Raw genomic sequence first — 22389 nt, 5'->3', positions numbered from 1 at the left:
CGGGCTCGCGGCCCGCTCAGCCCGCTCAGCCCGCCAGTTCGATCGGCTCGATGAGTGCGGGGTCCGCTGCGTCGAGTGTGCGCGAATTGTTCACTGTACGCGCCACGGGGTACGTCGTGATCGACCGCGCCACCGAGGCCGAGCTGAGCTCGAGCAGGTGCAGCAGGGCATCCGGCGCCGTCACCTTCGCGGGGTCGAGCCACTGCGTCCAGAGGTCGGGCTGCAGGAACACGGGCATCCGGTCGTGGACCTCCCCCGAGGCATCCCGTGCCTCGCGCGTGATGATCGTGAAGGTGACGTTCCATGCGTCGTCCACCTTCCGCGCGCTGTAGAGCCCGGCGGCGGCCAGCACCTCCGCGTCGGAGTGGATGAAGTACGGCTGCTTGCCGTCGTCTTGCTGCTGCCATTCGTAGTAACCGGTCATCGGAACGATGCAGCGATGCGAGGCGAAGGCGCCGCGGAACATCCCGTTCGTCGCGACGGACTCCAGCCGCGCGTTGATCGGAGCCGGGCCACCCGGTTTCGACCACGCCGGCTTCAGCCCCCAGGCTGCGAGCTCCAGTTCCCGCTCGACCGTCTCGCCCGGCTGGCCTGTCTCGTCTTTCGGCACGCGGTCCCGGATGATCGGGGCCTCGTCTGTCGGGGCGACGCTGTAGCTCGGCCGCCAGTCCTCGGCCCGGCCACCGCGTGCGATGAACTCGAGGATGAGGTCATCCGTCTCCTTGTTCATGGCGAACCTTCCGCACATGCGCTGCCCTGCCTTCCACTCGTCAACCCGATTACAACCGGCCCGCCCATCACCTGGCCGGGTGCGTGCGCTCCCACTGCTGCCGTTGCAGCGTCAGGATGCGCACCACCGACTCGTCGATCTGTTTTTCGCTGAACTGCCCGGACTGCACAGCCGCGCGGATCGCCGCGACCGGCGGTGCCATGTCGATCGCACTGTTGTAGAGCAGCATGTCATTACCCGCCGACACGGCCCGCACGGCATTCGCCGACTGGTCGGCGAACTCGGGCAGGCCCGAGTCCTGGAGCATCAGCATGTCGTCCGTGACTGCGACACCGGTGAAGCCCAGCTCGCTGCGCAGGACCTCGTGCCAGCGCGCCGAGAGCGAGGCCGGCTCGGGGTCGACACTCGAGTAGGCGAGGTGCCCGAACATCACCAGCGACGCGCCGGCCTCGACGCCTGCGGCGAAGGGGGGTGCATCCCGAGCCTGCCACTGGTCGAACGACAGGTCGGTGGCCGGAATGCTCGTGTGCGAGTCGGCGTTCGTCTCGCCGTGTCCCGGGAAGTGCTTCAGCGTGCTGAACACCGATCCGTTCTCGGCGGACACCGACGCAGCGACCCGCGCGCCGGCCGAGGCGGGGTCGGTTCCGAGAACCCGGTCGAAGATGAACGAGCCCGGGTCGGCGGTGACGTCGGCGACGGTGCCGAAGTTCACCGAGACGCCCGCCGACACCAGCAGCGCCGCGCGTTGGCTGAAGGAGTCGGTCGTCGCCTCGACGGGCAGGGACTTCAGTTCATCGGCGCCGGGGAAGACGTCCTGGCCGAGGCGGGCGACGTCACCGCCCTCCTCATCGATCGAGATGAGCGGAGACAGCCCGGCTGTCGCCTCCACCCCGGCGAGTTGCGCGCGGAGAGCTTCCGCCGAGCCCGGCACGTTGTTGCCGAGCAGCAGGAAGCCGCCCGGGCCGTTCGCCGCCAGGTAGGCCGCCATCGGCGCGGGGTCGGTGCCCGGCACCTGCACCATGAACATCATGGAAATCTTGGCATCGAGCGACATCGAGTCCATGCGTGTAGAGGCATACAGAGCATCGAGCTCCGCGGGACTGGCAGGAGGGGTGGCCGACACCGTCGGTGTCGGTGTCTGTGTCGGTGTTGGTGTCTGTGTCGGTGTCGGTGCAGACGTCTCGACACCGGTGACAGCGGCACCGGAGGGCGCGGCCGCCGGCGGCGCGCCCGCCGCAGGATCCGCCTGGCCCTCGCCCGAGCATCCACCGAGCGAAACTGCCAGCGCAGCACCGGCGACCAGCGCGGCCCAGGTCGTCGGCCTCCGGAGCACCCGCGCCGTCACTCCCCTCCCACGGCCTGCCGGTGCCGCGCCGCCGTCGACCGGTAACGCACCGCGTTGTCCTTCACGGAGGCCCGCTCGTCGTCGGTGAGCTCGCGCCGCACCTTCCCGGGCATCCCGGCCACCAGCGATCCGTTCGGGATGACGGTGTTCTCGAGAATGAGCGCGCCCGCAGCGACCAGGCAGTCGTCACCGATCTGCGCCCCGTTGAGCACGGTCGCATTCATGCCGATGAGCGTGCGGTCGCCGATCGTGCAGCCGTGCAGCACCGCGCCGTGCCCGACGCTGACGTCTGTCCCGACCGAGACCGGAGAGCCGGGGTCGGCATGCACGACCACGTTGTCCTGCAGGTTGCTCCCCTCGCCGAGGGCGATGTGGGCGGTGTCCCCGCGCACGACGGCGCCGTAGAAGACGCTCGCCGAGGCAGCCACAGCGACGTCGCCGATGAGCAGGGCGGTGGGCGCGATCCAGGCCGAGGCATCGACGACAGGCGTGACCCCGTCGAGCGGGAGGATGTTCGGGAAAGCTGTCATTCGGGAGGCCCCAACCAGGCGTTGGCGACCGTCGAGTGCGCAGACTCGGGGTCGGAGGGATGGAACATACCGGCGACGACGTCCCGGTACAGCCGGCCGAGCTCGCTCGCCGACGACAGCGCCCGCCCGCCCGAGACACGGAGCGCCTGGTCGACCACGAACCGCGCGTTCTCGGTCGCCCGGAGCTTCAGCCCGACGAGCCGCGGGAACCACGACGCCCCGAGGTCGGCGAGGTCGTCGACGGCCCGCGCGAGCACGTCGAGCTGGGGGTAGAGACCGTCCTGCGCGATGGCAGCCTCGGCGACGCGGTAGCGGATGTCCGGGTCTGATGAGTAGGGTCGGCCATCGTTCTTCAGGGACTTTCGCTGGTGGGCGGCGAGCACTGCCAGCTCGAGGGCCCGCTCGCCGATACCGGTGTAGAGGGCGGCGATCAGGATCTCGAAGTTGGCGAAGATCGCGAACACCAACGGGTCTCTGCTCGGGCCGGCCGGGAGCTTCCGCACGATCCGGTCCGCGGCCACCTCGGCGCCGTCGAGCACCGTCGTTCGGCTCTGGCTTGCGCGCATCCCGACGGTGTCCCAGTCGTCGAGGATCTCGTACCCGCCCGCCGCACGATCGAGGAAGCCGTGCACGAGCAGCGGATGCCCGGAGTCTGAGTCGTCGAGCCCGAAGATGCCGAGCCGGGTCCAGGCGGGCGAGAGCGACGTGAAGATCTTCTGCCCGAAGTAGCGGTACGCGCCGCCGGGCTGCGGCTCGGCGCGGGTGGTCGATCCGAAGAGCACGAGGTCGTTGCCCGCCTCGCTGTTGCCGAAGGCGAACACCTCTCCCGCGGCCGCCTCCCGCAGCACGAACTCGAGCGAACAGTCCCCGCGGTCGAGCAGCGTCTTCGCCACGCCCGTCCAGACGAGGTGCATGGTGATGCCGAGCGCCGTCGCCGGGGCCGCCGTGGCGAGGCGGAGCTGTTCCCGGGCCACGCGTTCCAGCCCGAAACCGTGCCCACCGAGCTCGGTCGGCACGAACATCCGGAGGTAACCGGCAGCGCGGAGGTCGTCGAGGTCTTCAGCGAAGAACGTGTTCGAGGCGTCGTAGCCGGCGGCGCGCGAACGGATGACCTGCAGCAGTTCGTCGTCGAGGAGGGTGTCCGGTGTCACCGAACAAGACTAAACCGCAATGGGGGGCCGCGCGCGGGCCGGTCGTGCAAGATGGTCACATGGCCCTCCCGATTGAGAACTACGCCCTGATCAGCGACTGCCACACCGCGGCCCTGGTCGGGGACGACGGCAGCATCGACTGGCTGTGCCTGCCGCGCTACGACTCGCCGTCGACGTTCGGCGCCCTGCTCGGCGACGAGAGCCACGGCCGGTGGAAGATCGCCCCGCAGCATCCGGAGGCCCGCTCGCACCGCCAGTACGTCGGGAACACGTTCGTGCTCAGCACCGTCTGGACCACCCCGACCGGCGTGGTCGAGGTCACCGATTTCATGCCGCACGGCGACCGGCGGGCCGACCTGATGCGCCGCGTCAGGGGCATCTCCGGGTCGGTCCCGATGACGGTCGACCTGCGGATGCGGTTCGGTTACGCCACCGCCATCCCGTGGGTTCGGCAGATCGCCACGCCCGAGGGTGCCTCCGACCTCGTCGCCATCGCCGGCCCCGATGCACTGGTGGTCCGCGGGCCGGAGCTCGAACCCACCGACCATTCGCACGGCCGCGAGTTCGTCGTGACGGAGGGCGAGACTGTCGACACCGTGCTGACCTGGTATCCGTCGCACCGCCCGACGCCGACACCGAACGATGTGGATGTCGCGCTGGCCGACACCCTCGACTGGTGGGAGAACTGGGGATCGAACAGTGCCCAGGACGGCCCGTACCACGCCGCAGTGATGCGGTCGCTGCTCGTGCTCCGCGCGCTCACCCATGAGGACACCGGCGGCATCGTCGCCGCCGCGACCACCTCCCTGCCCGAGAGCTTCGGCGGGCAGCGCAACTGGGACTACCGCTACGTGTGGCTCCGGGACGCCTCGCTCACCCTCACCGTGCTGCTCGACCACGGCTTCGTCGGCGAGGCGGATGCCTGGCGCGGCTGGCTCCTCCGCGCGATCGCCGGTGACCCGAACGACGTGCAGATCATGTACGGACTGGCGGGTGAGCGCTGGCTGCCGGAGCAGGAAATCACGTCGCTGCCCGGGTACAACGGGGCCTCCCCCGTGCGGATCGGCAACGGCGCGGTCGACCAGTACCAGGCCGACGTCATCGGTGAGGTGATGGTGGCGCTGCACCGTTCACGCGTGCAGACCGGGCAGGCCAGCCAGGACGCCTGGGCCCTGCAGCGAGCGCTGCTCACAGTCGTCGAATCGAATCTCGAACGCCCCGACTCCGGCATCTGGGAGATCCGCGGGCCGGACCAGTTCTTCACCCACTCGCGCGTGATGGTCTGGGCGGCGCTCGACCGGGGCGTCAAGGGTGTCGAGCAGTTCGGCCTCCGCGGCCCGGTCGAGAAGTGGCGTCGCCTCCGCGAGCAGGTGCGTGCCGAGATCGAGGAGAAGGGCTACAACGCCGAGCTCGGCTGCTACACGCAGGTCTTCGGCGGCACCGCGGTCGACGCCTCCCTGCTTCAGCTCGCCCAGGTGGGCTACGTCGAAGCCGACGACCCCCGGATGCTCGGGACCGTCGCCCGCATCGAGCAGGAGCTGCTGCACGATGGGCTGCTGCTCCGCTACCGCACGGAGACCGGCGTCGACGGACTCCCTGCGGGCGAGTACCCGTTCCTCGCGTGCTCGTTCTGGCTGGTCGAGCAGTATGCGCGGAGCGGCCGGCTGAAAGACGGCCGCCGGCTGATGGATGACCTGCTGAAGCTCCGCAACGACGTCGGCCTTCTCAGCGAGGAGTACGACATCACGGGCCACCGCCAGGCCGGGAACACACCCCAGGCGCTGTCGCACCTCGCCCTCGTACGTGCGGCCGACGCCCTGACCACCACCGCGCGGACGGCGAGCGCCCACGCCTCCGGCACCCCGGAGGCGGCGCAGAGCGACTCGCTGCGGTAGCCGAACGCCCGGGGCGCGGGCCCGGGGAGCGGCGGCCGGCGGGCGGCGGCCGGCGTCAGCGCCCGGGACGGCCGAGCAACGACGTGGGCAGGAGGAGCGCCCGCCGATCATCCGCTGTGCTCGCCTGCGCACTCAGCGCACGGATGATCTGCTCGACGTCTGACACCAGGCGGTCTGGCTGCCCCGCCGTGCCGGGCCGCGCGAACTGTTCACGCTCGACCGCGACGAGCAACTCCTCGATCGGCTCCGCGGGCATGTGGTAGAGAGACCCGAGTCGGGCCGCGAAACCGCGGGCCGTCTCACCGTCCAGCAGCTCGAAGCGGTAGTCCTTCGCGGAGTCCCTGACCTCCTGCCAGCCGATCGAGGCCGGCCGGTCATCCACCATCATCGCGGCGAGGCGACGCCGTCGACGGAGCCGGCGCCACCCGGCGGGCACGAGCGCGAGCAGGATGACGAGCACCGCGATGCCGGCCGCGATCAGCCAGGCGCGGCCCTGCTGGGCCGCCTGCACCTGCGGGTCACTGGTTGCAACGTCGCCACTGTCGAGCTGGGGGGCCGCGCGCGGGGTCGTGGGCACCGCCGACGAGGTGGCACCGTCCCGGAGCGGGGCCGTGGCGGCGGCTCCGGTGTAGTTCGGCAGGGAGTACTCCGGTGGCGTCAGCCCGAGGCCCGGAGTCGGCTCGAACGCCAGCCAGCCGATGCCGTCGAACCAGAGCTCGGGCCAGGCGTGCAACTGGTCGCTGTAGACCTGGAACGTGGTCAGATCGTCTGACTCGCGCGTTCCGGCCCCACCCGGGTGGTAGCCGATCGCGATGCGCGACGGGATGCCGAGGGTACGCGCCATGACGGCCATCGCCGAAGCGAAATGGATGCAATACCCGCTCTTGGCCGACAGGAACGTGGCGACCGCGGCGAAGTTGCCCCCGTCGTAGTGGCCCTCCACGGGCGCCGAGACCGAGTACTCGAACGCACCCGACGTGAAGTAGCTCTGCAGTGCGACAGCCTTGTCGTAGTTGCTCGCCGCACTGCCCGTCACCTCTAGGGCGGTGTTGCGGATGATCGGGGAGATCGACCTCGGCAGCCGCAGGTAGTTCTGCAGGGCATCCGGAACCGTGGAGGCGGAAGCTGCGAGCTGCGCGGGGGTGGGTTGTACGAGCAGGCTCGTGACCGAGTAGTCCTGGCCTGTCGTGTTGGTGTTGTCGCCGGTCACCGTGAGGCTGCCCGGGCTCACCGTCCAGTCGCCGTCGAGGCCCGTGACGTCGGTCTCGGGATACGGCACGGGCAGCCAGTCGCTCCGGAGCCCCGTCACCGAGACGTCGGTGGTGACCGGCTGGATGGCGACATCGGCCGAGAGACCGTCGGGCGCGGCGAAGCCCGACCCGAGCGGCGCCGCTTCGGAGAGGTCTTCGGGCTGCCAGGGGCTGGTGGTGAAATCGGAGAGGTTCACGAGCTTCAGATAGAGGCCCGAGGCCGAGGTCGTGCTGTAGGTGAGGGAGAGCACGGGGTTCGTGCGGCGGAGGTCCTGGCTGAGCTGGATCGACGGATCCACACCGCTGGAATAGACCGAAGGCAGCTGCGCCGACTGGGCCGGGCGGAACGAGCCGGGCGTGAGCCCCGGCGTCACCCCGGGGAGGAAGCAGGCGAGCAGCACGGCGAGCGCACCGGAGAGCACGGCGCGCCCGGCATTCCGCCCGGCACGGATGTTCTCCCCCTGCCGGAGGCGGAGGCCGATGCCGAAGCGGCCCGCCGCGAAGAGCAGCAGCAGGTAGGTCGCGGCGAGAACGACGAACAGCACGATGTCGAACTCCTGCTGGCGCACCGTGTAGGGCACGACCAGGATCGACACGGGCACGAGACCGGCGAGAGCCGGCATCCGGAGCCCGAAGACGAGCGAGTCGGCGAGCACGGCGAGGAGCCCCACGGTGAGGGCCAGCAGCAGCACGATCGGCTGCACGGGGTCGGCGGGGACGCTCTGCAGGGCGATCGACTCCCCCGCGTCGGCGAGGCCGGAACGGATCGTGTCGAGCGTGCCGAGGGTCGGAAGGAAGCCGAACAGGGCGTCGCCCGGCGCGAACATGACGGTGACCGTGATCGCCCAGGCAACCAGGGCCGCGATCGGTGGGGCAGCGGCAGGGAGCGGGAGGAGGCGCACGAGGAGCGCCGCTCCGAGCACCAGGGCGACGACGAGGGCAGTGTTCCACCACCAGCCCGACCCCGACAGAAGCGGGGCGAGCCCGCCCACCGGGAGCATGATCAGCAGGAAGAGGATCGGCGAGACGGCAGCCTGGCCGGCGCGGCCCGGTTCGGTGCGGGTGAGGCGGTCGTGGTCGTCGGCTCTGCCGACCCCGTCACTGTGGACCGGGCCCCGCGGGGTCGTGCCGGCGGGTGTCGCCCTGGCTTCGTCGAATCCGGCCCAGGCCCGGGTGAATTCGTCGCTGGAACCCCGACGGCCGGTGAGTCTGCTGCCTCCGGGCCGCCGGGAGGAGGGGCGGATGCGCGTGCCGCTCACAGCACGAGCCTCTCGCCGTCGACCGTGCCCCACGCGGCGGAGGGGGCTTCGTCGGAGGTGATGACCTGGGTCGTCCAGCCGGCCGATTCGAGGGTCTGGCGCTCGGCGACGGCCCACGTCGACAACGCTGCGCCGGGCGGGGTGACGATGATCGCGACAGCGCCGGAGGAGAACCGGGCGGAGCTCGCGAGCGAGTGCAGCGAGGCGTCGTCGAGTCGACCGACCACGGCGAAGAGCGGGGGGAGGTCGCCCGCGGCGGACTCGGTGCGGCTCACGGCGAGCCGGTAGTCGACGCCTGTCGGAGCAGAATCTGTGTCAGCTTCCGGTTCGATGACCGTCGTGCGGGCCGCGTGCAGCAGCAGTTCTTCGGGTGACGACGGGTCGAACCGCGCCCCGACAGCGTCGATGTGCCGCACCTGGAATCCCTCGCCGAGGAGGTGCAGCGCGATCGAGGTGCTCATCGAGACCGCCCACTCGAACTCAGGCGAGAAGCGGTGATGGGCAGCCGCGTAACCGGTGGCTGCGCAGTCGAGGATGACCACCGCATGCTGGTCGTTCTGCTGGTCATCCTGACGCACCATCAACTCGCCGAACCGGGCCGTCGCCGACCAGTTGACGCGCCGCATCGAGTCGCCGGTCTGGTATTTGCGGGAGATCACATCCTGCTCGCCAGCGCCGCCTAGCTGGCGCGAGGCGGGCGCGGAACCCGCACCGGAGGCCAGTCTCACCGCCCCGCGCGGCAGCGGCACCGTCGACGGGGTCACGGTCAGCAGGTCGGGGCGGCCGATCCGCACGGTGCGGATGACCATGCCGAACGGGTCCGAGAGAAGCACGGTCAGCGGCCCCACCAGGTGCTCGCCGCGGTGACGGGCTTCGAGGCTGTAGCCGAAGGTGGTCGGTGCGCCGCCGCTGCCACCGCTGGCGCCGCCGGAGCCGGAGCCACTGCCGGAGCCTCCCGCCGAACGCCGGAGCCGAGGCAGAGGCGCCCGCGCGCTGGCGACCAGCGGTGCTGCCGCGTCGTCGAACCAGACCGCTTCGGGCGTGCCGAACAGGCCGCGGTTCTGCAGGAGCAGCCGCACCTCCACCGGGCTGCCGGCCGCGGCGAGCTCGGGCGTGAACCGTCGGTCGACGATGAGCGGGAACCGGTACAGCGAGACGCCCACGGCCGCGAGCACCGGCAGCGCGAGCACGAAGAGCGCGACGAAGCTGAGGTCACGGCGCTGCAGCACGTTCATGATGACGAGCAGCACGATGCCGGCGACCAGGAACCCCCAGCCGCGGAATGTCGGCCGCGGTACCTCGGTCCGCAGGAAGGCGAACAGGGCGGCCGGGCCGCTCGGCGCCGACACACGAGGTCCAGCCGACACGGAAGGTCCAGCCGACACGGAAAGTCCAGCCGATTCCGCTGGCACAGCAGGGGCTGCCGGCACGAGCTACGCCATCCTCGCCGCGACGAGGGGAACGGGGGTGTTCCGGACGATGCGGCGCAGCACCTCGTCGTGCGCCGCCACCCCGCCGACGCGGTTGTCGGAGAGCGAACGTCGGGTGAGCAGCAGTCGGTGCGCCAGCACCGGCACGACCAGCGCATCGATGTCGTCGGGCAACACGAACTCCCGGCCGTCGAGGGCCGCGGCGACCTTGGCAGCACGAACCAGGTGCAGGGTCGCGCGGGGGCTCACGCCGAGCCGGATGTCGGGATCCCGCCTCGTGGCCTGGGCGATGTTCACCGCATACTGTTCGACCGCCGGGGAGACGAAGACATTCCGGGCGGTCTCGATCATGCGCTGCAGCTGCTGGCGGGTGACGACGGCGGCGAGCTGGTCGAGCGGGCTCTGCTGCTCACGGTTGTGCAGCATCGCGAGCTCGGCACGGGCATCCGGGTACCCCATCGACACCCGCACCATGAACCGGTCGCGCTGCGCCTCGGGGAGTGCGTAGGTGCCCTCCATCTCGATCGGGTTCTGGGTGGCGACGACGCTGAAGGGCGGCTCGAGGAAGTAGGTCTGGCCGTCGATCGAGACCTGGCGCTCCTCCATGCACTCCAGGAGCGCCGACTGCGTCTTCGGCGAGGCGCGGTTGATCTCGTCGGCGATGACGATGTTCGCGAAGATGGCGCCGGGCTTGAACTCGAACTCCCGCTCGTGCTGGTTGTAGATGGAGACGCCGGTCACGTCGGACGGCAGCAGGTCGGGCGTGAACTGGATGCGGCTCACCGTGCAGCCGACCGAACGGGCCAGAGCCTTGGCCAGGGTCGTCTTGCCGACACCCGGAACGTCTTCGACGAGCAGGTGACCCTCGGAGAGCAGCACGATCAGCGCGAGGGCGGCGACCTCGTCCTTGCCGTTGATCACCATTCGCAGGTTCGCGAGGATCGCGGCCGACAGGCGGCCGAACTCCTCCATGTCGCCGTTCTGCTGCAGGTCGGCCTGGCTCGCTCCGGACGATTCGGCTGCTCTGCTGGTGGCCCGGTCTGTCATAGCTGCTCCCGCTTTTCGGCACTGGTGCGCCCGATTGTAGCCTGAGTAACTGTCAGCGCAACGCCCCTTGCCACAGCCCCCAGCCACCGCCTCCGCGCTGGACCAGTGCATCCAGAACGTGATGGAGTCTCACCGTGTCGTGCACTAGCGCGGCAAAGTGGACTCGGCAGCCCTCCGGACGGTGGACTAGCCGAGTTTCGCGCTTTAAATGGCGTTCTTCGCGCCCAGACGCGCCACGCCGGAGATCAGCCAGGCACGCCTCTCGAGCGCGCACACCGAGCCGGAACTAAATCGAAACGCTGAAAGTTGTCGTTCTGGTGCAGTCGGAGCGACAACTTGTGGTGTTTCGGATTCGTGATGCGGGTGGTGGAGTCAGCGGGGAGGGAGGCGGTGCAGGGTCACGTCGGTGAGGACCGCGGGGGCGGGGGCGGGGGCGACCGTGGCCGTGAGGTAGGTGCAGAAGGGCTGGCGGCGGCGGTCGGTGGGCGAGCCGGGGTTGAGGAGGCGGAGGCCGCCGGGCGTGACGGAGTCCCAGGGGATGTGGCTGTGGCCGAAGACGAGCACGTCGACGTCGGGGAAGGCGGCATCGGCGCGGGCCTCGCGGCCGGTGGCCGGTCCGGTCTCGTGGGTCATCGCGAAGCGGAGGCCTCCGACATCCCGTGTCGCGACTTCGGGCAGCACCGCTCTGAGCTCTGGCCCGTCGTTGTTGCCCCAGACCCCGACGAACCGGCCGCCGGCCGCGGCGACACGCGCGGTGAGCCGCTCGTACGTGCGGAGGTCGACCCAGTCGCCGGCGTGGAAGACGACATCCGCGGCATCCACCGCCTGCCAGACCTCAGGCGGCAGGTCGCGGGCGCGCTTGGGGAGGTGGGTGTCGGCCAGGAGAAGGAGACGGGTCACGTGCACACGATACGTCAGGGCCTCCGGGGCAGCACGGCTGCCGGAGCGTAAACTGGCCGCCCATGAGCCTCAGCGCGTTCGACCTCTTCTCCATCGGCATCGGCCCGTCGAGCTCGCACACGGTCGGCCCGATGCGCGCGGCGTACCTCTTCATCTCTCGGTTGCAGCAGGATGACCGGCTCACCTCAGTGCGATCGGTGCGCGTCGACCTCTTCGGTTCCCTCGGGGCGACCGGGCACGGCCACGGCACGATCAAGGCGGTGATGCTCGGGCTCTCGGGCGAGCAGCCGCACCTGGTCGATCCCCTGACGGCCGACGTCACGGTCGAGCGCCAGTCGGAAGGCGGGTCGCTGATGCTCGCGAGCGAACATCCGGTGCCCTTCGACTGGCGGAAGGACATCGTGATGCACCGCCGGGAGCGCCTCGCCTTCCACAGCAACGGGATGCGGTTCGCTGCCCTCGGGGATGACGGCGCTCTGATCGACCAGCGCGAGTACTTCTCCGTCGGCGGCGGCTTCGTGCTCGACGAGGACGAAGCGGGTCGCACGATCCTCGTCCACGATCCGACGCCCGTTCCGCACCCCTTCACCAGTGGCGCGCAGCTCGTCGACCTGTGCGAGCGCACGGGCCTCCGGGTGAGCGACATCGTGATGCAGAACGAGCTTGCCTGGCGGAGCGAGGCAGAGGTGCGGTCGGGCCTGCTGCACATCTGGGAGGTCATGCAGCAGACCATCGAGCGCGGCTGCGCGGCCACCGGAACGCTGCCGGGTGGGCTGCGGGTGCGTCGCCGGGCGGCGGCGCAGCTGGCCCAGCTGGAGCAGAACCCCGACCTGCAGGATCCTCTCCGCGCCATGGAGTGGGTGACCCTCTTCGCCCTCGCCGTGAACGAGGAGAACGCGGCCGGCGGGCGCGTCGTCACCGCTCCGACGAACGGGGCGGCCGGCATCATCCCCGCGGTGCTCTCGTATTTCGTGCGGTTCGTTCCGGGTGCGAGCGACGACGACGTAGTGCGGTTCCTGCTCGCGGCCACGGCGATCGGCATCCTCTTCAAGGAGAACGCCTCCATCTCCGGTGCGGAGGTGGGCTGCCAGGGGGAGGTCGGATCGGCCTGCTCGATGGCCGCAGCCGGGCTTGCCGAAGTGCTCGGCGGTTCGGCGAAGCAGGTGGAGATGGCGGCTGAGATCGGCATCGAGCACAACCTGGGCCTGACCTGCGACCCGGTCGGCGGGCTCGTGCAGATCCCCTGCATCGAGCGGAACGCGGTCGGGGCGGTGAAGGCGATCACCGCAGCCCGGATGGCTGTGCGGAGCGACGGCGAACACCACGTCTCTCTCGACGCCGCGATCAAGACGATGCGGGAGACCGGCGCGGACATGAAGGACAAGTACAAGGAGACGTCGCGCGGTGGCCTGGCGCTGAACGTCGTCGAGTGCTAGGGGCCGGCAGGGCGCTGAGGGCCGACGGGGTGCTGAGGACCGGCAGGGCGCTTGGAAGCGCACGAGCATAGGGCGGTTTCCGGGATCGCACAAGTCCCCCGCCACGCCGCATCCTGCCCCTCGCGCGACCCAGTATTTTTGAGCCATGACCGACAAGAAGCAACCGGAGCACGACGCCGATCATGACGCCGAAACCGAAGAGGACACGGCGTCGGGTGGAGCTCCCGCCGATCCCGATCCGCAGAGCCTCTAGGCGCGGCCGGCTTTGGGCCTTCTGCTCTACGGCAACCCGAGCATCGAGATCAGTTTCGATGACCGGGCTCTCCAGCATCTCCAGATCGTGATCACCGCGAAACTCCGCCGCCGCGAGAGTTTCGTGTTCTCGTGGAACGACTCCGCCGACGTGGGTAGCGGCCGGAGCTCCATCTGGCTCGACCCGTCGAGCACTCTCTACTATCGGTACTTCGGCAGCCGCATTCCCTCCATCAACCGCGAGTGGATCGAGGTGCTGATGGAGTCCGCCAACAGCGGGGCCGGACTTTTCTTCCTCCCCGAACCCGGAAGCCTTCCGCACAGTTCGTCGATGACCAAGTCGAGGAGTTGACCGGATGACCGCTTCGGCCCCCTGGCTGGCGACCCTCAGCCAGCCGCAGTACCTTCTCACGCTCTATTTCCTCGTCGTCGCAGGCTTGGCGCTGCTCGCCGGGTTCGCCCGGAGCGTGACGACCCGGTCGGAGGTCGGATCCCGTTTCCGGCCGGCCGTTGTGGCCAGACTGACCGTCACGGGCGTCGCGTTCGTGTCGTACCTGCTTCTGATCACCACCTTCCTGTCGAGCTACACGCTCACGGGCGACACCTACGTGCCGAACGGCAATGCGGTGATGATGTTCGCCCTGCGGTACACCGACTGGTCGGTCACCGTTCCCCTGCTGACGTTCGAGCTGCTCGCCGTCTGCAGTGTCGTCGGACCGGCGCTCCGCCGTACGCAGCTCATCGTGGGTGCCAGCTCGTTCGCCATGATCTTCAGTGGTTTCCTCGGCGCAATCGTGATCGATGAGGGCCAGAGCCAGGCCCAGCTCCTGATCTGGGGCGGTATCAGTGGCGTCTTCTGGATCATCACGAACGTGTTGCTCATCCGGTGCGTGCGCCGATCGCTTCCCTCGCTGACGACCCAGGCAGCCTCCTGGATGCGCTCGGCGACGATCCTGATGCTCTCCGGCTGGGTGGTCTACCCGCTGGTCTACCTGATCCAGGTGTTCGGCGACGGCGGCGGCTGGGCCACCACGATGCAGGTGTCCCTCTGCGTCGCCGACGTTCTCGTGAAGATCGGCTTCGGCACGCTCATCCACCGCGTGGCGAAGCTCCGCACGGCAGAAGACGTGCGCGCGGGAGACGACGTGCATCCGGAGTCCATCTGGATCTCGTCGGTCAAACAGTCCGATGCGGGCCAGCCGAACGAGGTGTACCTGGCGGAGGGCGCTTCCGTGCACCCGCGCCACGCGCGCCCACCGATGAGTTCGGCCGTTCCCTTCGAACGCAGCGAGATCGACGACGACGACCTGTGAGCGCCCACGGTTCCCGGAGGCTGTTACCGTGAACCATGCCTGAAGCGTCACCCTCCGACACACCCGTCGCCGCAGCCCATCCCGCTCTGACCGAGCAGCCGCGCATCGCTGTGATCGGTGGATCGGGTCTCTACAGTCTGTTCGACGGCAGCGACGACAGGGTCGTCGAGGTCACCGTTCCGACTCCGTTCGGCGAGACGTCGAGCCCCATCACGGTGGGCCGGATCGATGGCCGGAGCGTGGCATTCCTGACGCGTCACGGCGCCGACCATTCCGTCGCGCCGCACCGGATCAACTATCGCGCGAACATCTGGGCGCTGAAGTCGCTCGGCGTGCGGGCGATCGTGTCCTCAGCGGCCGTCGGCGGGGTCAGCCCCGACGTTCCGCCGGGCACTCTCGTGCTCACCGACCAGTTCATCGACCGCACCTGGGGCCGGCCCGACACGTTCTTCGACCGGGGCAGCGTGCAGCACCTCGCCGCGGCGGATCCGTTCTGCCCCTCCCTCCACGGCCTCGCTGCGGGCGCGCTCACGGCGGCGGGCGAGGTCTTCTCCTCCACAGGCACCGTCGTCGTGATCCAGGGCCCCCGGTTCTCGACCCGCGCCGAGTCGGTCTGGTTCCGGGCCGCAGGAGCCCACACGGTGAACATGACGCTGGTGCCCGAGGTGACCCTCGCCGCGGAACTGAACATCGGCACGGTGAACCTCTCGTTCGTGACGGACGCCGACGCGGGCCTGGCGCCGAGCGCCGACACGCCCTCCGACGAGACCGCTGACGGGACGGCTGACACGTCATCCGATTCGGTCAGTGCCGACCTGGTCTTCCGGCGGCTGCGGGATGCCCAGCCCCGCATCATCCGCGCGATCGAGGCCATCGTGGCGGCCATCCCGGTCGACTACGAGCCCCGCGAGTTGATCGCGCCCGCAGAGGTGGAACGCGTACTGGCGTACGCAGTGCCGGCAGCAGGCGCGGTTCCAGCAGACGGCGCGGTTCCGGCCGACGGAGCGGTTTTGGCAGACGGCGCGGTTCCGGCAGACGGCACAGCCGTCGTGACCGGCAGCAGCGATGTCGACGCCGGCCGGCTGCTCCTCGTGACGGGCGGTGCCGGGTTCATCGGCTCCGCCATCGTGCGGCAGGCGCGGGACCGGGGCTGGTCTGTGCGCGTGCTCGACTCCCTGCGGCCCGACGTGCACGCGGCAGTCCCCGCAGCGGCAGGCCCAGCAGCGGCAGTCCCCTCAGCAGCAGGCCCAGCAGCGGCAGGCCCAGCAGCGGCAGGCGGAGCCCCGGCCGCGGGGCCCTTCGACGACGACCCCGGGGTCGAATTCCTCCTCGGCGACGTCACCGACCCGCAGGCCGTCGCCGCCGCGCTGGCCGGTGTGACCGTGGTCTGCCACCAGGCCGCCAAGGTCGGGCTCGGGGTCGACTTCCTCGACGCGCCCGACTATGTCGCCAGCAATGAGCTCGGCACCGCAATCCTGCTGGCCGGGATGACACGGGCCGGCATCGGCCGGCTCGTGATGGCCTCGTCGATGGTGGTCTACGGCGAGGGGAGCTACCGCCGGGCATCCGGAACCGGCGACACCCTCCGCCCGCCCGCGCGCCAGCAGAGCGACCTCGAAGCGGGTCGCTTCGACCCCGTCGACCCCGCGACAGGTCTCGCGCTCGTTCCCGCTCTCATCTCGGAGGACGACCCGCTCGACCCCCGCAACGTCTACGCCTCCAGCAAACTCTCCCAGGAGTACCTCGCCACCTCCTGGGCCCGCTCGACCGGCGGCCGGGCCATCGCGCTCCGGTACCACAACGTGTACGGCCCGGGCATGCCGCAGAACACGCCGTACGCCGGCGTCGCTTCATTGTTCCGCTCGGCGATCGAGCGCGGCGAGGCGCCCCGGGTCTTCGAGGACGGCCGGCAACGGCGGGACTTCGTGCACGTGGCCGACGTCGCCTCCGCCAACCTCGCCGCCCTCGACAGCACGGCGACAGGCCCGGATTCCACCTTCCGCGCCTTCAACGTGGGGAGCGGGACTGTGCACACCATCGGCGATCTCGCCGAAGCGCTCAGCCGTTTCTCGGGCGGGCTCGCACCGGTCGTGACCGGAGAGTTCCGGCTCGGCGACGTGCGGCACATCACCGCGTCGAGCGAGCGTCTCCGTTCAGAGCTCGGCTGGACCCCCTCAGTGTCGTTCGACGACGGCGTGCGGGAGTTCGCGCACGCGCCGCTCCGAGCCGCCGTGACAGAGCGATGACCGACGCCGGCGCACCTGTCCCGCTCCCCGACGCAGCTGTCCCGCTCGTCGACGTCGTGCTCCCCTGCCTCGACGAGGCGGCCGCCCTCCCCTGGGTTCTCGGACGCCTGCCCGCCGGCTACCGGGCAATCGTCGTCGACAACGGCTCGACGGATGACTCGGCTGCCGTGGCGCGCGCCCTCGGCGCCCTCGTCGTGAGCGAACCGCGTCGCGGTTTCGGATCGGCCGCCCACGCGGGCCTGCTCGCGGCGACGGCCGACACTGTCGCGTTCTGCGATGCGGATGCGTCGATGGATCCGGCCGAGCTCCCCCGTATGGTCGCCCTCCTGGGAGCGGCTGCTGCACCCTCCGCCGCGGGCCAGCCGCAACAGCCCACCGGCGCCCGTCTCGTGCTGGGCCGCCGGCGCCCCACCGCCCGCGGATCCTGGCCCCTGCACGCCCGGCTCGCGAACCGCGCCCTCAGCCTCCTCATCCGCCTGCGCTCCGGAGTCGTGCTGCACGACCTCGGCCCGATGCGGGTCGCGCGCCGCGCGGACCTCCTCGCCCTCGGGCTCGAGGATCGGCGGAGCGGTTACCCGCTCGAGATGGTGTTGCGCACGAACGACCGGGGCTGGCGCATCGTCGAGACCGACACCGGCTACTCCCCCCGGGTCGGGCGCTCGAAGGTGACCGGCACGCTCCGCGGCACGGTCGGCGCGATCCGCGACATGTCCCGGTTGCTCCGGGCGGTACGGAACGGCGGCTGATCGACTGCGCTGCGCCTGCCCAGCGACTGCACGCTGAACCTGACCGCCGGCTGTACGAACCATCCATCCGGCCCGCTGCTCCGAACCCCCCTCTGCACACAGCAGAAGCACACAGCAAGAATCACAGCAGACGCACACAGCAGCAGTCACATTCATCGCAGAGCCACGCAGTCACAAGAGGGAGTCCCGGTGCTCACAGTCATCGTCATCGCAAAAGAGTGCGTACCCGGGAGGGTGAAGACCCGGCTGACTCCCGAGCTCACCTTCGAGCAGGCGGCGGCCGTGGCATCCGGAAGCCTCCGGGACACGCTCGACGTGATCCGTGAGCTGCCGGCTGACCGCCGCATCCTGGCGTTCGACGGCGACCCCGCCAACGCTCCCGCCGAGGCCGCAGGGTTCGAGATCATCCCGCAGGCGACGGGTTCTCTGGATGCCCGGCTGGCCGACATCTTCGACAAGTGCCAGGGTCCGACCCTCCTGGTCGGCATGGACACCCCGCAGCTCACTCGCGGCGACCTGGCCCCCGTGCTCGCCTGGCCACAAGGCGTCGATTCGGAACTCCCCGACGCCTGGCTCGGCCTCTCCACCGACGGCGGCTTCTGGGCCCTGGCGATGGCGAACCCCGACGGCAGCCTCATCAAGGGAGTGCCGATGTCCGAGGACGACACCGGCAGCATCCAACTCGCCCGCCTGCGCGAGGCCGGCCTCACGGTGGGCCTCCTCGGCAGCCTCACCGACGTCGACACGGCCGAAGACGCATCGCTGGTGGCCGGCCTCGCCCCGAACGGTCGGTTCGCGACGGCCTGGCAGCAGGCTGTCGGCGCAACCCGCACGCCCGGCGCAACCCGCACGCCCGGCGCAGCCCGCGAACTCGGCGCAGCCCGCGAACTCACGGGAGCCCGCGCATGACCCCCACCTTCGGTGCCGGCGGCGACGAGCCGTACGCCCGCGCCCTGCAGAACGACGGCCAACTGCTGCTCGTACCCGCCGGCGCGCCCGGGTCGCGGTCGCTGGTCATGGATGTCGGCCGCTGGAGTTCCGCAGCCGACGCCACCGACATGAGCCTCATCGAAGAGGGCACCGGCCCGCTGCTCGACATCGGCTGCGGACCGGGCCGGATGGTCAGGGCCGCTCTCACGGCGGGCTACAACGCGCTGGGGATCGACGTCTCGCGGGCTGCGGTCGGCGTCGCCCACGCCGCGGGAGTGCCGGTTCTCGAGGCGTCCGTCTTCGACCGTCTGCCCCTCGAAGGCGAGTGGATGACGCTCCTGCTCGTCGACGGCAACATCGGTATCGGCGGCGATCCGTCCGCCCTGCTCGAACGGTGCGCCGAGCTCCTCTCGCCGACCGGCTGCGTGCTCGTCGAGGTGCAGCACGACGCCGCTGTCGACCGCACCTACGACTGCACGGTCGTCGGCGACGACGGCCGCGCGAGCGCGTCGTTCCCCTGGGCAGAGATCGGCAGTGCGGCGCTCGCCCGCCGGGCGGCCCCGTTCGGACTCGGCCCGGTGCAGAGCTGGACCCGCGACGGCCGCTCGTTCTGTCGCCTCGAACACCGGGTCTGAGGCTGTCCCGCAAAACTGGGCGTTCCCGAGGAATTGGCGGCGAAAACCCTGCAGTGACACGCAGAAGCGGTCGGATGCGGCAACATAGGGTGACGATCGATCGCTGACTGAAGGGCCCCCGGCCGCGAATGAGACTGACCCGAACGCCTCCGGCACCCCGCACTGCTCTGACAACGCCCCGCACTGGTCTGCCAGCACCCCGCAGTCCGCTGGCGGCGGCCCTGTGAGCGCCGAAGACCGCCAGGTGCGCCACGGCCGGCTGCACGCCCGCCGCCCCGCCGGCGTGATCCTCCGCACAGCGCTCGCCATCGTCGCCGTGCTCGCGGTCAGCTCCACCTCCGTCGCCGCCATCGCCGTCGCGCAGACACTCGGGCGGGCGCAGCCCGGCATCCAGTTGCAGACGGCAAACGGTGACAACGCCCCGTCTGTGGCGATCGGTGCGGCCGAGGGCAGCGTGAACCTGCTGCTCGTCGGCACTGACACGCGCACAGACCAGGGCGCGGGCTTCGAGGACGCTGCCAACCAGGACGCGAGCTCCGGCGCCGGCAACAACGACGTCACGATCCTTCTGCACATCTCCGCCGATCACAAGAGTGCCGCGGTGATCAGCTTCCCGCGCGACCTGATGGGCCCGGTGCCGGACTGCCCGTCGCCCACCGGTGACGGCACCGTCTCCGCCTCCGACTTCGAGATCTTCAACTCCACCCTGTCCCGCGGAGGCATCTCCTGCACCGTTCTGACGGTCGAAGCCCTCACCGGGCTGACGATCCCCTACGCCGCCGAGATCAGCTTCTCCGGCGTCTCGGCGATGTCGACCGCGGTCGGCGGTGTCACCGTCTGTCTCGCCTCACCCGTCGTCGACTCGTTCACGGGCCTCGACCTCGAAGCCGGCAACCAGAACCTGGTCGGCGACGAAGCACTCGCCTTCGTGCGCACCCGCCACGGCGTGGCCGACGGCAGCGACCTCGGCCGCATCAGCAACCAGCAGGTGTTCCTGTCGGCCCTCATGCGGAAGGTCACGAGCGCTGGGGTTCTCGCCAACCCGGTGACCCTGTACCAGCTCGCGAACGCCGCCCTGGCGAACATGAAACTCTCGACGAGCCTGAATGCGAACTCGATGGTCTCGATCGCCCTCGCGCTGAAAGACGTCGACCTCAGCAAGCTCGTGTTCGTGCAGTACCCGGTCGTGGCCGACCCCGACGACTCGAACCGCGTGGTCGCCGACGAGACCGCTGCCGGCGTACTGAACACCGCACTCGTGAACAACCAGCCGATCTCGCTGACCGGCGGCACGGGCGAGGCGGCTACTACCGACCCCAACGCCGCGCCGACGGATACCGCGATACCGTCCGACACCGCAACCCCGACCGACGGATCGACGGCTGCTCCGACGACACCCGCCACAGACGTGGCTCTGCCGTCGAACGTGACCGGCCAGACGGCAGCCGACCAGACCTGCACGGTGGGCAACTAGCGTTTGCGCACTCGCAGGTAGACCGCGCAGATCGCCGCCGTCAGCGCGGCAATGCCGAGCCACAGGAACCCGAGCCGCGCGGCGTAGTCGAAGGGCAGCACCGTGTCGTTGGCGATCGGCAGCGTCTTCGCGTAGATCTCCGGGATCACGAGCAGCATCAGCAGGCACCCCGTGACGATTCCGCCCTGGATGATCGCGAGCACCACCTTCGAGACACGCCTCCCGGCGCGGCGCGCCACGACGCCGATGAGGAACACGATCGGCGACAGGATGGCATCGTGCAGGATGATCGCCCCGAGCATCCACGCGGCGACGCTGAGGATCGCCGGGAGGTCCTGCTTCGAGACCAGCACCACTGCCCCGAGGGCCAGCCCGAGCACCCCGACCACGATCAGGATCGTGCGGGTGAGGCGCATCGTGCGTGCACTCATGCCGCCCCCCTCCACGCGACTCTCATCCACGCGACGTTCGCTCATCACATCACCTCCAGTCTGCTCAGCCACTTCGTCTGCAGCACCCCGGGCCGACCGGGCGCGATCATCCGCGCCGGGTACCCGTGGTCGATGTCGAGCGTCTCCCCGTTCAGGGCCAGGGCGACGAGGGTCGAGTCATCCGCCACGTATTCGGAGCCCATCTGCGTCACCCGGTAGCCGCCCTCCTTCTCGAGGCTGGTGATGCGGAGCGCCGCACCCTCCCCCGCCTCGACCTGCCTGACGAGGTCGTTCAGGCGCACGCCCGTCCACGTCGCCAGCTGGCTCCAGCCCTCGACGCAGGCGATCGGCAGGTCGACGGTGGTCTGCGGCATCGCCAGGAGCGCCGCACGGGTGAACGACGCGCTGCGGGATCCGTTGCTGATCGTGAGCGCCCAGTCCGGCGCCATCGCCGTCTCGGTGACCTGCGCGGCGGCGGCGGTGCGGTTGATCGGCACCGACTGCGGCCCGATCCCCTTCACCCGCGGCGCGAACAGGTTGAACGGTCGCAGGAGCGCGAACGACTGCCCGGCCGTGAGCACGACGACGGCCGCCACGCCCACACCCACCGTCACGAGGAAGCCCCGCCGGCTGGTGGATGCCCCTGTGCGGGGCTGCTCGATAGGGTCCGCCGGCGCCGCGTCGATCCAGCGGAACAGCCGACCGGTCAGCCCCGACGCCTGGCGCACACCCGGAACCTTCTGCAGAGGCTCGGGCAGTACGTCCACCAGCGGCGCGTTGATCTCCGCGCGCTCCTCCTCATCGAAGGCGAGCTCGGGGCCGTAGCCGTCGCGCTTCCGCCAGTACTTCGCAATGATCGGCAGTTTCACCCCGATGTGGATCGCCAGGGACCCGATGATCACGAACGACAGCGCGAAATGCACCTCACGGAACCCGAACGGCCACGGGTAGAACTGGTAGGTGTTCAGCAGGCCGATCGTGATCTCGACCAGCGACGCTCCGACGAACACAGCGATGGATGCGCGGGCGAGCAGGCTCCCGATTCCGGTGATCGGCGGGGTCTCGAACAGGTTCGGGAAGACCGTGTAGAGCTTTGCAAGGATGAGCGGGAAACAGGCTATGCCGGCTGTGATGTGGATGCCCTGCGTGAACTGGTACAGGTTGCCCGGGAACGTCGGGAAGTGCATCCACGGCAACGGCTCCTGCAGGAAGTGACTGTAGAGCCCGGTGCCGAAGCAGACCAGGAAGGCGATGCCGAGCAGTCGACCGATCACCACAGCGAGCCGGGGATTCCGGGTGGGCGCGGCGACGGCGTGCTGGAGGGTCAGTAGCAGGCGTCGCATGATCCTTCTTCGGAGCGGGACACCGAAGTGGTGGCTCTGGGCCCAT

The 22389-nt window shown here is 70.0% G+C and carries 19 protein-coding genes and 1 pseudogene; 10 read left to right on the top strand and 10 right to left on the bottom strand.

Annotated features, from left to right (window positions below):
• Nucleotides 1-25: 25 nt before the first annotated feature.
• The 4 genes from FB464_RS02505 to FB464_RS02490 are packed head-to-tail and all read right to left on the bottom strand — an operon-like array spanning nucleotide 26 to nucleotide 3756.
• Complete coding sequence (locus FB464_RS02505; RefSeq protein WP_116415258.1) at nucleotides 26-748, bottom strand: SOS response-associated peptidase; 723 nt, start codon at nucleotides 746-748, stop codon at nucleotides 26-28.
• 49 nt (nucleotides 749-797) lie between these two features.
• Entirely contained in the window at nucleotides 798-2075 is a 1278-nt protein-coding gene (locus FB464_RS02500) for a glycoside hydrolase family 3 N-terminal domain-containing protein (protein ID WP_246092885.1), read from the bottom strand.
• Nucleotides 2072-2605, bottom strand: coding sequence for a gamma carbonic anhydrase family protein (locus FB464_RS02495; protein ID WP_116415259.1), 534 nt, complete (start codon nucleotides 2603-2605; stop codon nucleotides 2072-2074). The genes FB464_RS02500 and FB464_RS02495 overlap by 4 nt, the downstream gene beginning before the upstream one ends.
• Nucleotides 2602-3756 carry an acyl-CoA dehydrogenase family protein gene (locus FB464_RS02490; RefSeq protein WP_116415260.1) on the bottom strand — a complete coding sequence of 385 codons (1155 nt, stop codon included), beginning with the start codon at nucleotides 3754-3756 and terminating at the stop codon, nucleotides 2602-2604. The genes FB464_RS02495 and FB464_RS02490 overlap by 4 nt, the downstream gene beginning before the upstream one ends.
• A gap of 59 nt (nucleotides 3757-3815) precedes the next feature.
• Here FB464_RS02490 and FB464_RS02485 point away from each other — a divergent pair, with 59 nt between their 5' ends.
• Entirely contained in the window at nucleotides 3816-5651 is a 1836-nt protein-coding gene (locus FB464_RS02485) for a glycoside hydrolase family 15 protein (RefSeq protein WP_116415261.1), read from the top strand.
• Nucleotides 5652-5706: 55 nt separating this feature from the next.
• Here the strand turns inward: FB464_RS02485 and FB464_RS02480 are convergent, their stop codons facing one another.
• From FB464_RS02480 to FB464_RS02465, 4 genes are all read right to left on the bottom strand, one after another.
• The gene (locus tag FB464_RS02480; RefSeq protein ID WP_116415262.1) at nucleotides 5707-8160 is read right to left on the bottom strand and encodes a transglutaminase TgpA family protein; all 2454 of its coding nucleotides are present in this window, start codon (nucleotides 8158-8160) and stop codon (nucleotides 5707-5709) included.
• Nucleotides 8157-9509, bottom strand: a complete 1353-nt coding sequence (locus FB464_RS02475; RefSeq protein WP_142206594.1) for a DUF58 domain-containing protein — start codon at nucleotides 9507-9509, stop codon at nucleotides 8157-8159. The genes FB464_RS02480 and FB464_RS02475 overlap by 4 nt, the downstream gene beginning before the upstream one ends.
• Nucleotides 9510-9593: 84 nt before the next feature.
• Nucleotides 9594-10637, bottom strand: coding sequence for an AAA family ATPase (locus FB464_RS02470; protein WP_116415264.1), 1044 nt, complete (start codon nucleotides 10635-10637; stop codon nucleotides 9594-9596).
• 372 nt (nucleotides 10638-11009) lie between these two features.
• Nucleotides 11010-11537, bottom strand: coding sequence for a metallophosphoesterase family protein (locus tag FB464_RS02465; protein WP_116416648.1), 528 nt, complete (start codon nucleotides 11535-11537; stop codon nucleotides 11010-11012).
• A gap of 62 nt (nucleotides 11538-11599) precedes the next feature.
• Here FB464_RS02465 and FB464_RS02460 point away from each other — a divergent pair, with 62 nt between their 5' ends.
• The 9 genes and pseudogenes from FB464_RS02460 to FB464_RS02425 all read left to right on the top strand — a co-directional run bounded on the left by FB464_RS02460 (nucleotide 11600) and on the right by FB464_RS02425 (nucleotide 20569).
• Nucleotides 11600-12973: an L-serine ammonia-lyase gene (locus tag FB464_RS02460; RefSeq protein WP_116415265.1), complete on the top strand. Its 1374-nt coding sequence runs from the start codon at nucleotides 11600-11602 to the stop codon at nucleotides 12971-12973.
• 265 nt (nucleotides 12974-13238) lie between these two features.
• Nucleotides 13239-13577, top strand: a complete 339-nt coding sequence (locus FB464_RS02455; protein WP_116415266.1) for a DUF7882 family protein — start codon at nucleotides 13239-13241, stop codon at nucleotides 13575-13577.
• Between the two features lie 4 nt (nucleotides 13578-13581).
• A complete protein-coding gene (locus FB464_RS02450; protein WP_116415267.1) occupies nucleotides 13582-14538 on the top strand; it encodes a bacteriorhodopsin in 957 nt (318 codons plus the stop codon).
• 35 nt (nucleotides 14539-14573) lie between these two features.
• A pseudogene (locus FB464_RS19675) lies at nucleotides 14574-15269 on the top strand (MTAP family purine nucleoside phosphorylase); the annotation flags it as partial.
• 351 nt (nucleotides 15270-15620) lie between these two features.
• On the top strand, nucleotides 15621-16784 hold the full coding sequence (locus FB464_RS19670) for an NAD-dependent epimerase/dehydratase family protein (RefSeq protein ID WP_170152042.1): 1164 nt from the start codon (nucleotides 15621-15623) through the stop codon (nucleotides 16782-16784).
• On the top strand, nucleotides 16781-17530 hold the full coding sequence (locus FB464_RS02440; RefSeq protein WP_116415269.1) for a glycosyltransferase family 2 protein: 750 nt from the start codon (nucleotides 16781-16783) through the stop codon (nucleotides 17528-17530). Before FB464_RS19670 ends, FB464_RS02440 begins: the two co-directional genes overlap by 4 nt.
• A 189-nt stretch (nucleotides 17531-17719) precedes the next feature.
• Nucleotides 17720-18439: a TIGR04282 family arsenosugar biosynthesis glycosyltransferase gene (locus tag FB464_RS02435; RefSeq protein ID WP_116415270.1), complete on the top strand. Its 720-nt coding sequence runs from the start codon at nucleotides 17720-17722 to the stop codon at nucleotides 18437-18439.
• The gene (locus FB464_RS02430) at nucleotides 18436-19095 is read left to right on the top strand and encodes a class I SAM-dependent methyltransferase (protein WP_116415271.1); all 660 of its coding nucleotides are present in this window, start codon (nucleotides 18436-18438) and stop codon (nucleotides 19093-19095) included. The genes FB464_RS02435 and FB464_RS02430 overlap by 4 nt, the downstream gene beginning before the upstream one ends.
• 223 nt (nucleotides 19096-19318) lie before the next feature.
• The gene (locus FB464_RS02425; RefSeq protein WP_116415272.1) at nucleotides 19319-20569 is read left to right on the top strand and encodes an LCP family glycopolymer transferase; all 1251 of its coding nucleotides are present in this window, start codon (nucleotides 19319-19321) and stop codon (nucleotides 20567-20569) included.
• Here the strand turns inward: FB464_RS02425 and FB464_RS02420 are convergent.
• Together FB464_RS02420 and FB464_RS02415 are read right to left on the bottom strand one after the other, a co-directional pair.
• Nucleotides 20566-21000, bottom strand: coding sequence for a hypothetical protein (locus tag FB464_RS02420; protein ID WP_142206593.1), 435 nt, complete (start codon nucleotides 20998-21000; stop codon nucleotides 20566-20568). The genes FB464_RS02425 and FB464_RS02420 overlap by 4 nt on opposite strands.
• A gap of 44 nt (nucleotides 21001-21044) precedes the next feature.
• Nucleotides 21045-22343 carry a molybdopterin-dependent oxidoreductase gene (locus tag FB464_RS02415; RefSeq protein ID WP_116415274.1) on the bottom strand — a complete coding sequence of 433 codons (1299 nt, stop codon included), beginning with the start codon at nucleotides 22341-22343 and terminating at the stop codon, nucleotides 21045-21047.
• Nucleotides 22344-22389: the final 46 nt, after the last annotated feature.

Origin of the sequence: Subtercola boreus, assembly GCF_006716115.1 — a bacterium.
Lineage (GTDB): Bacteria > Actinomycetota > Actinomycetes > Actinomycetales > Microbacteriaceae > Subtercola > Subtercola boreus.
The sequence above is the reverse complement of the archived record's forward strand: the minus strand, read 5'-3'. Positions and strand labels throughout refer to the sequence as shown.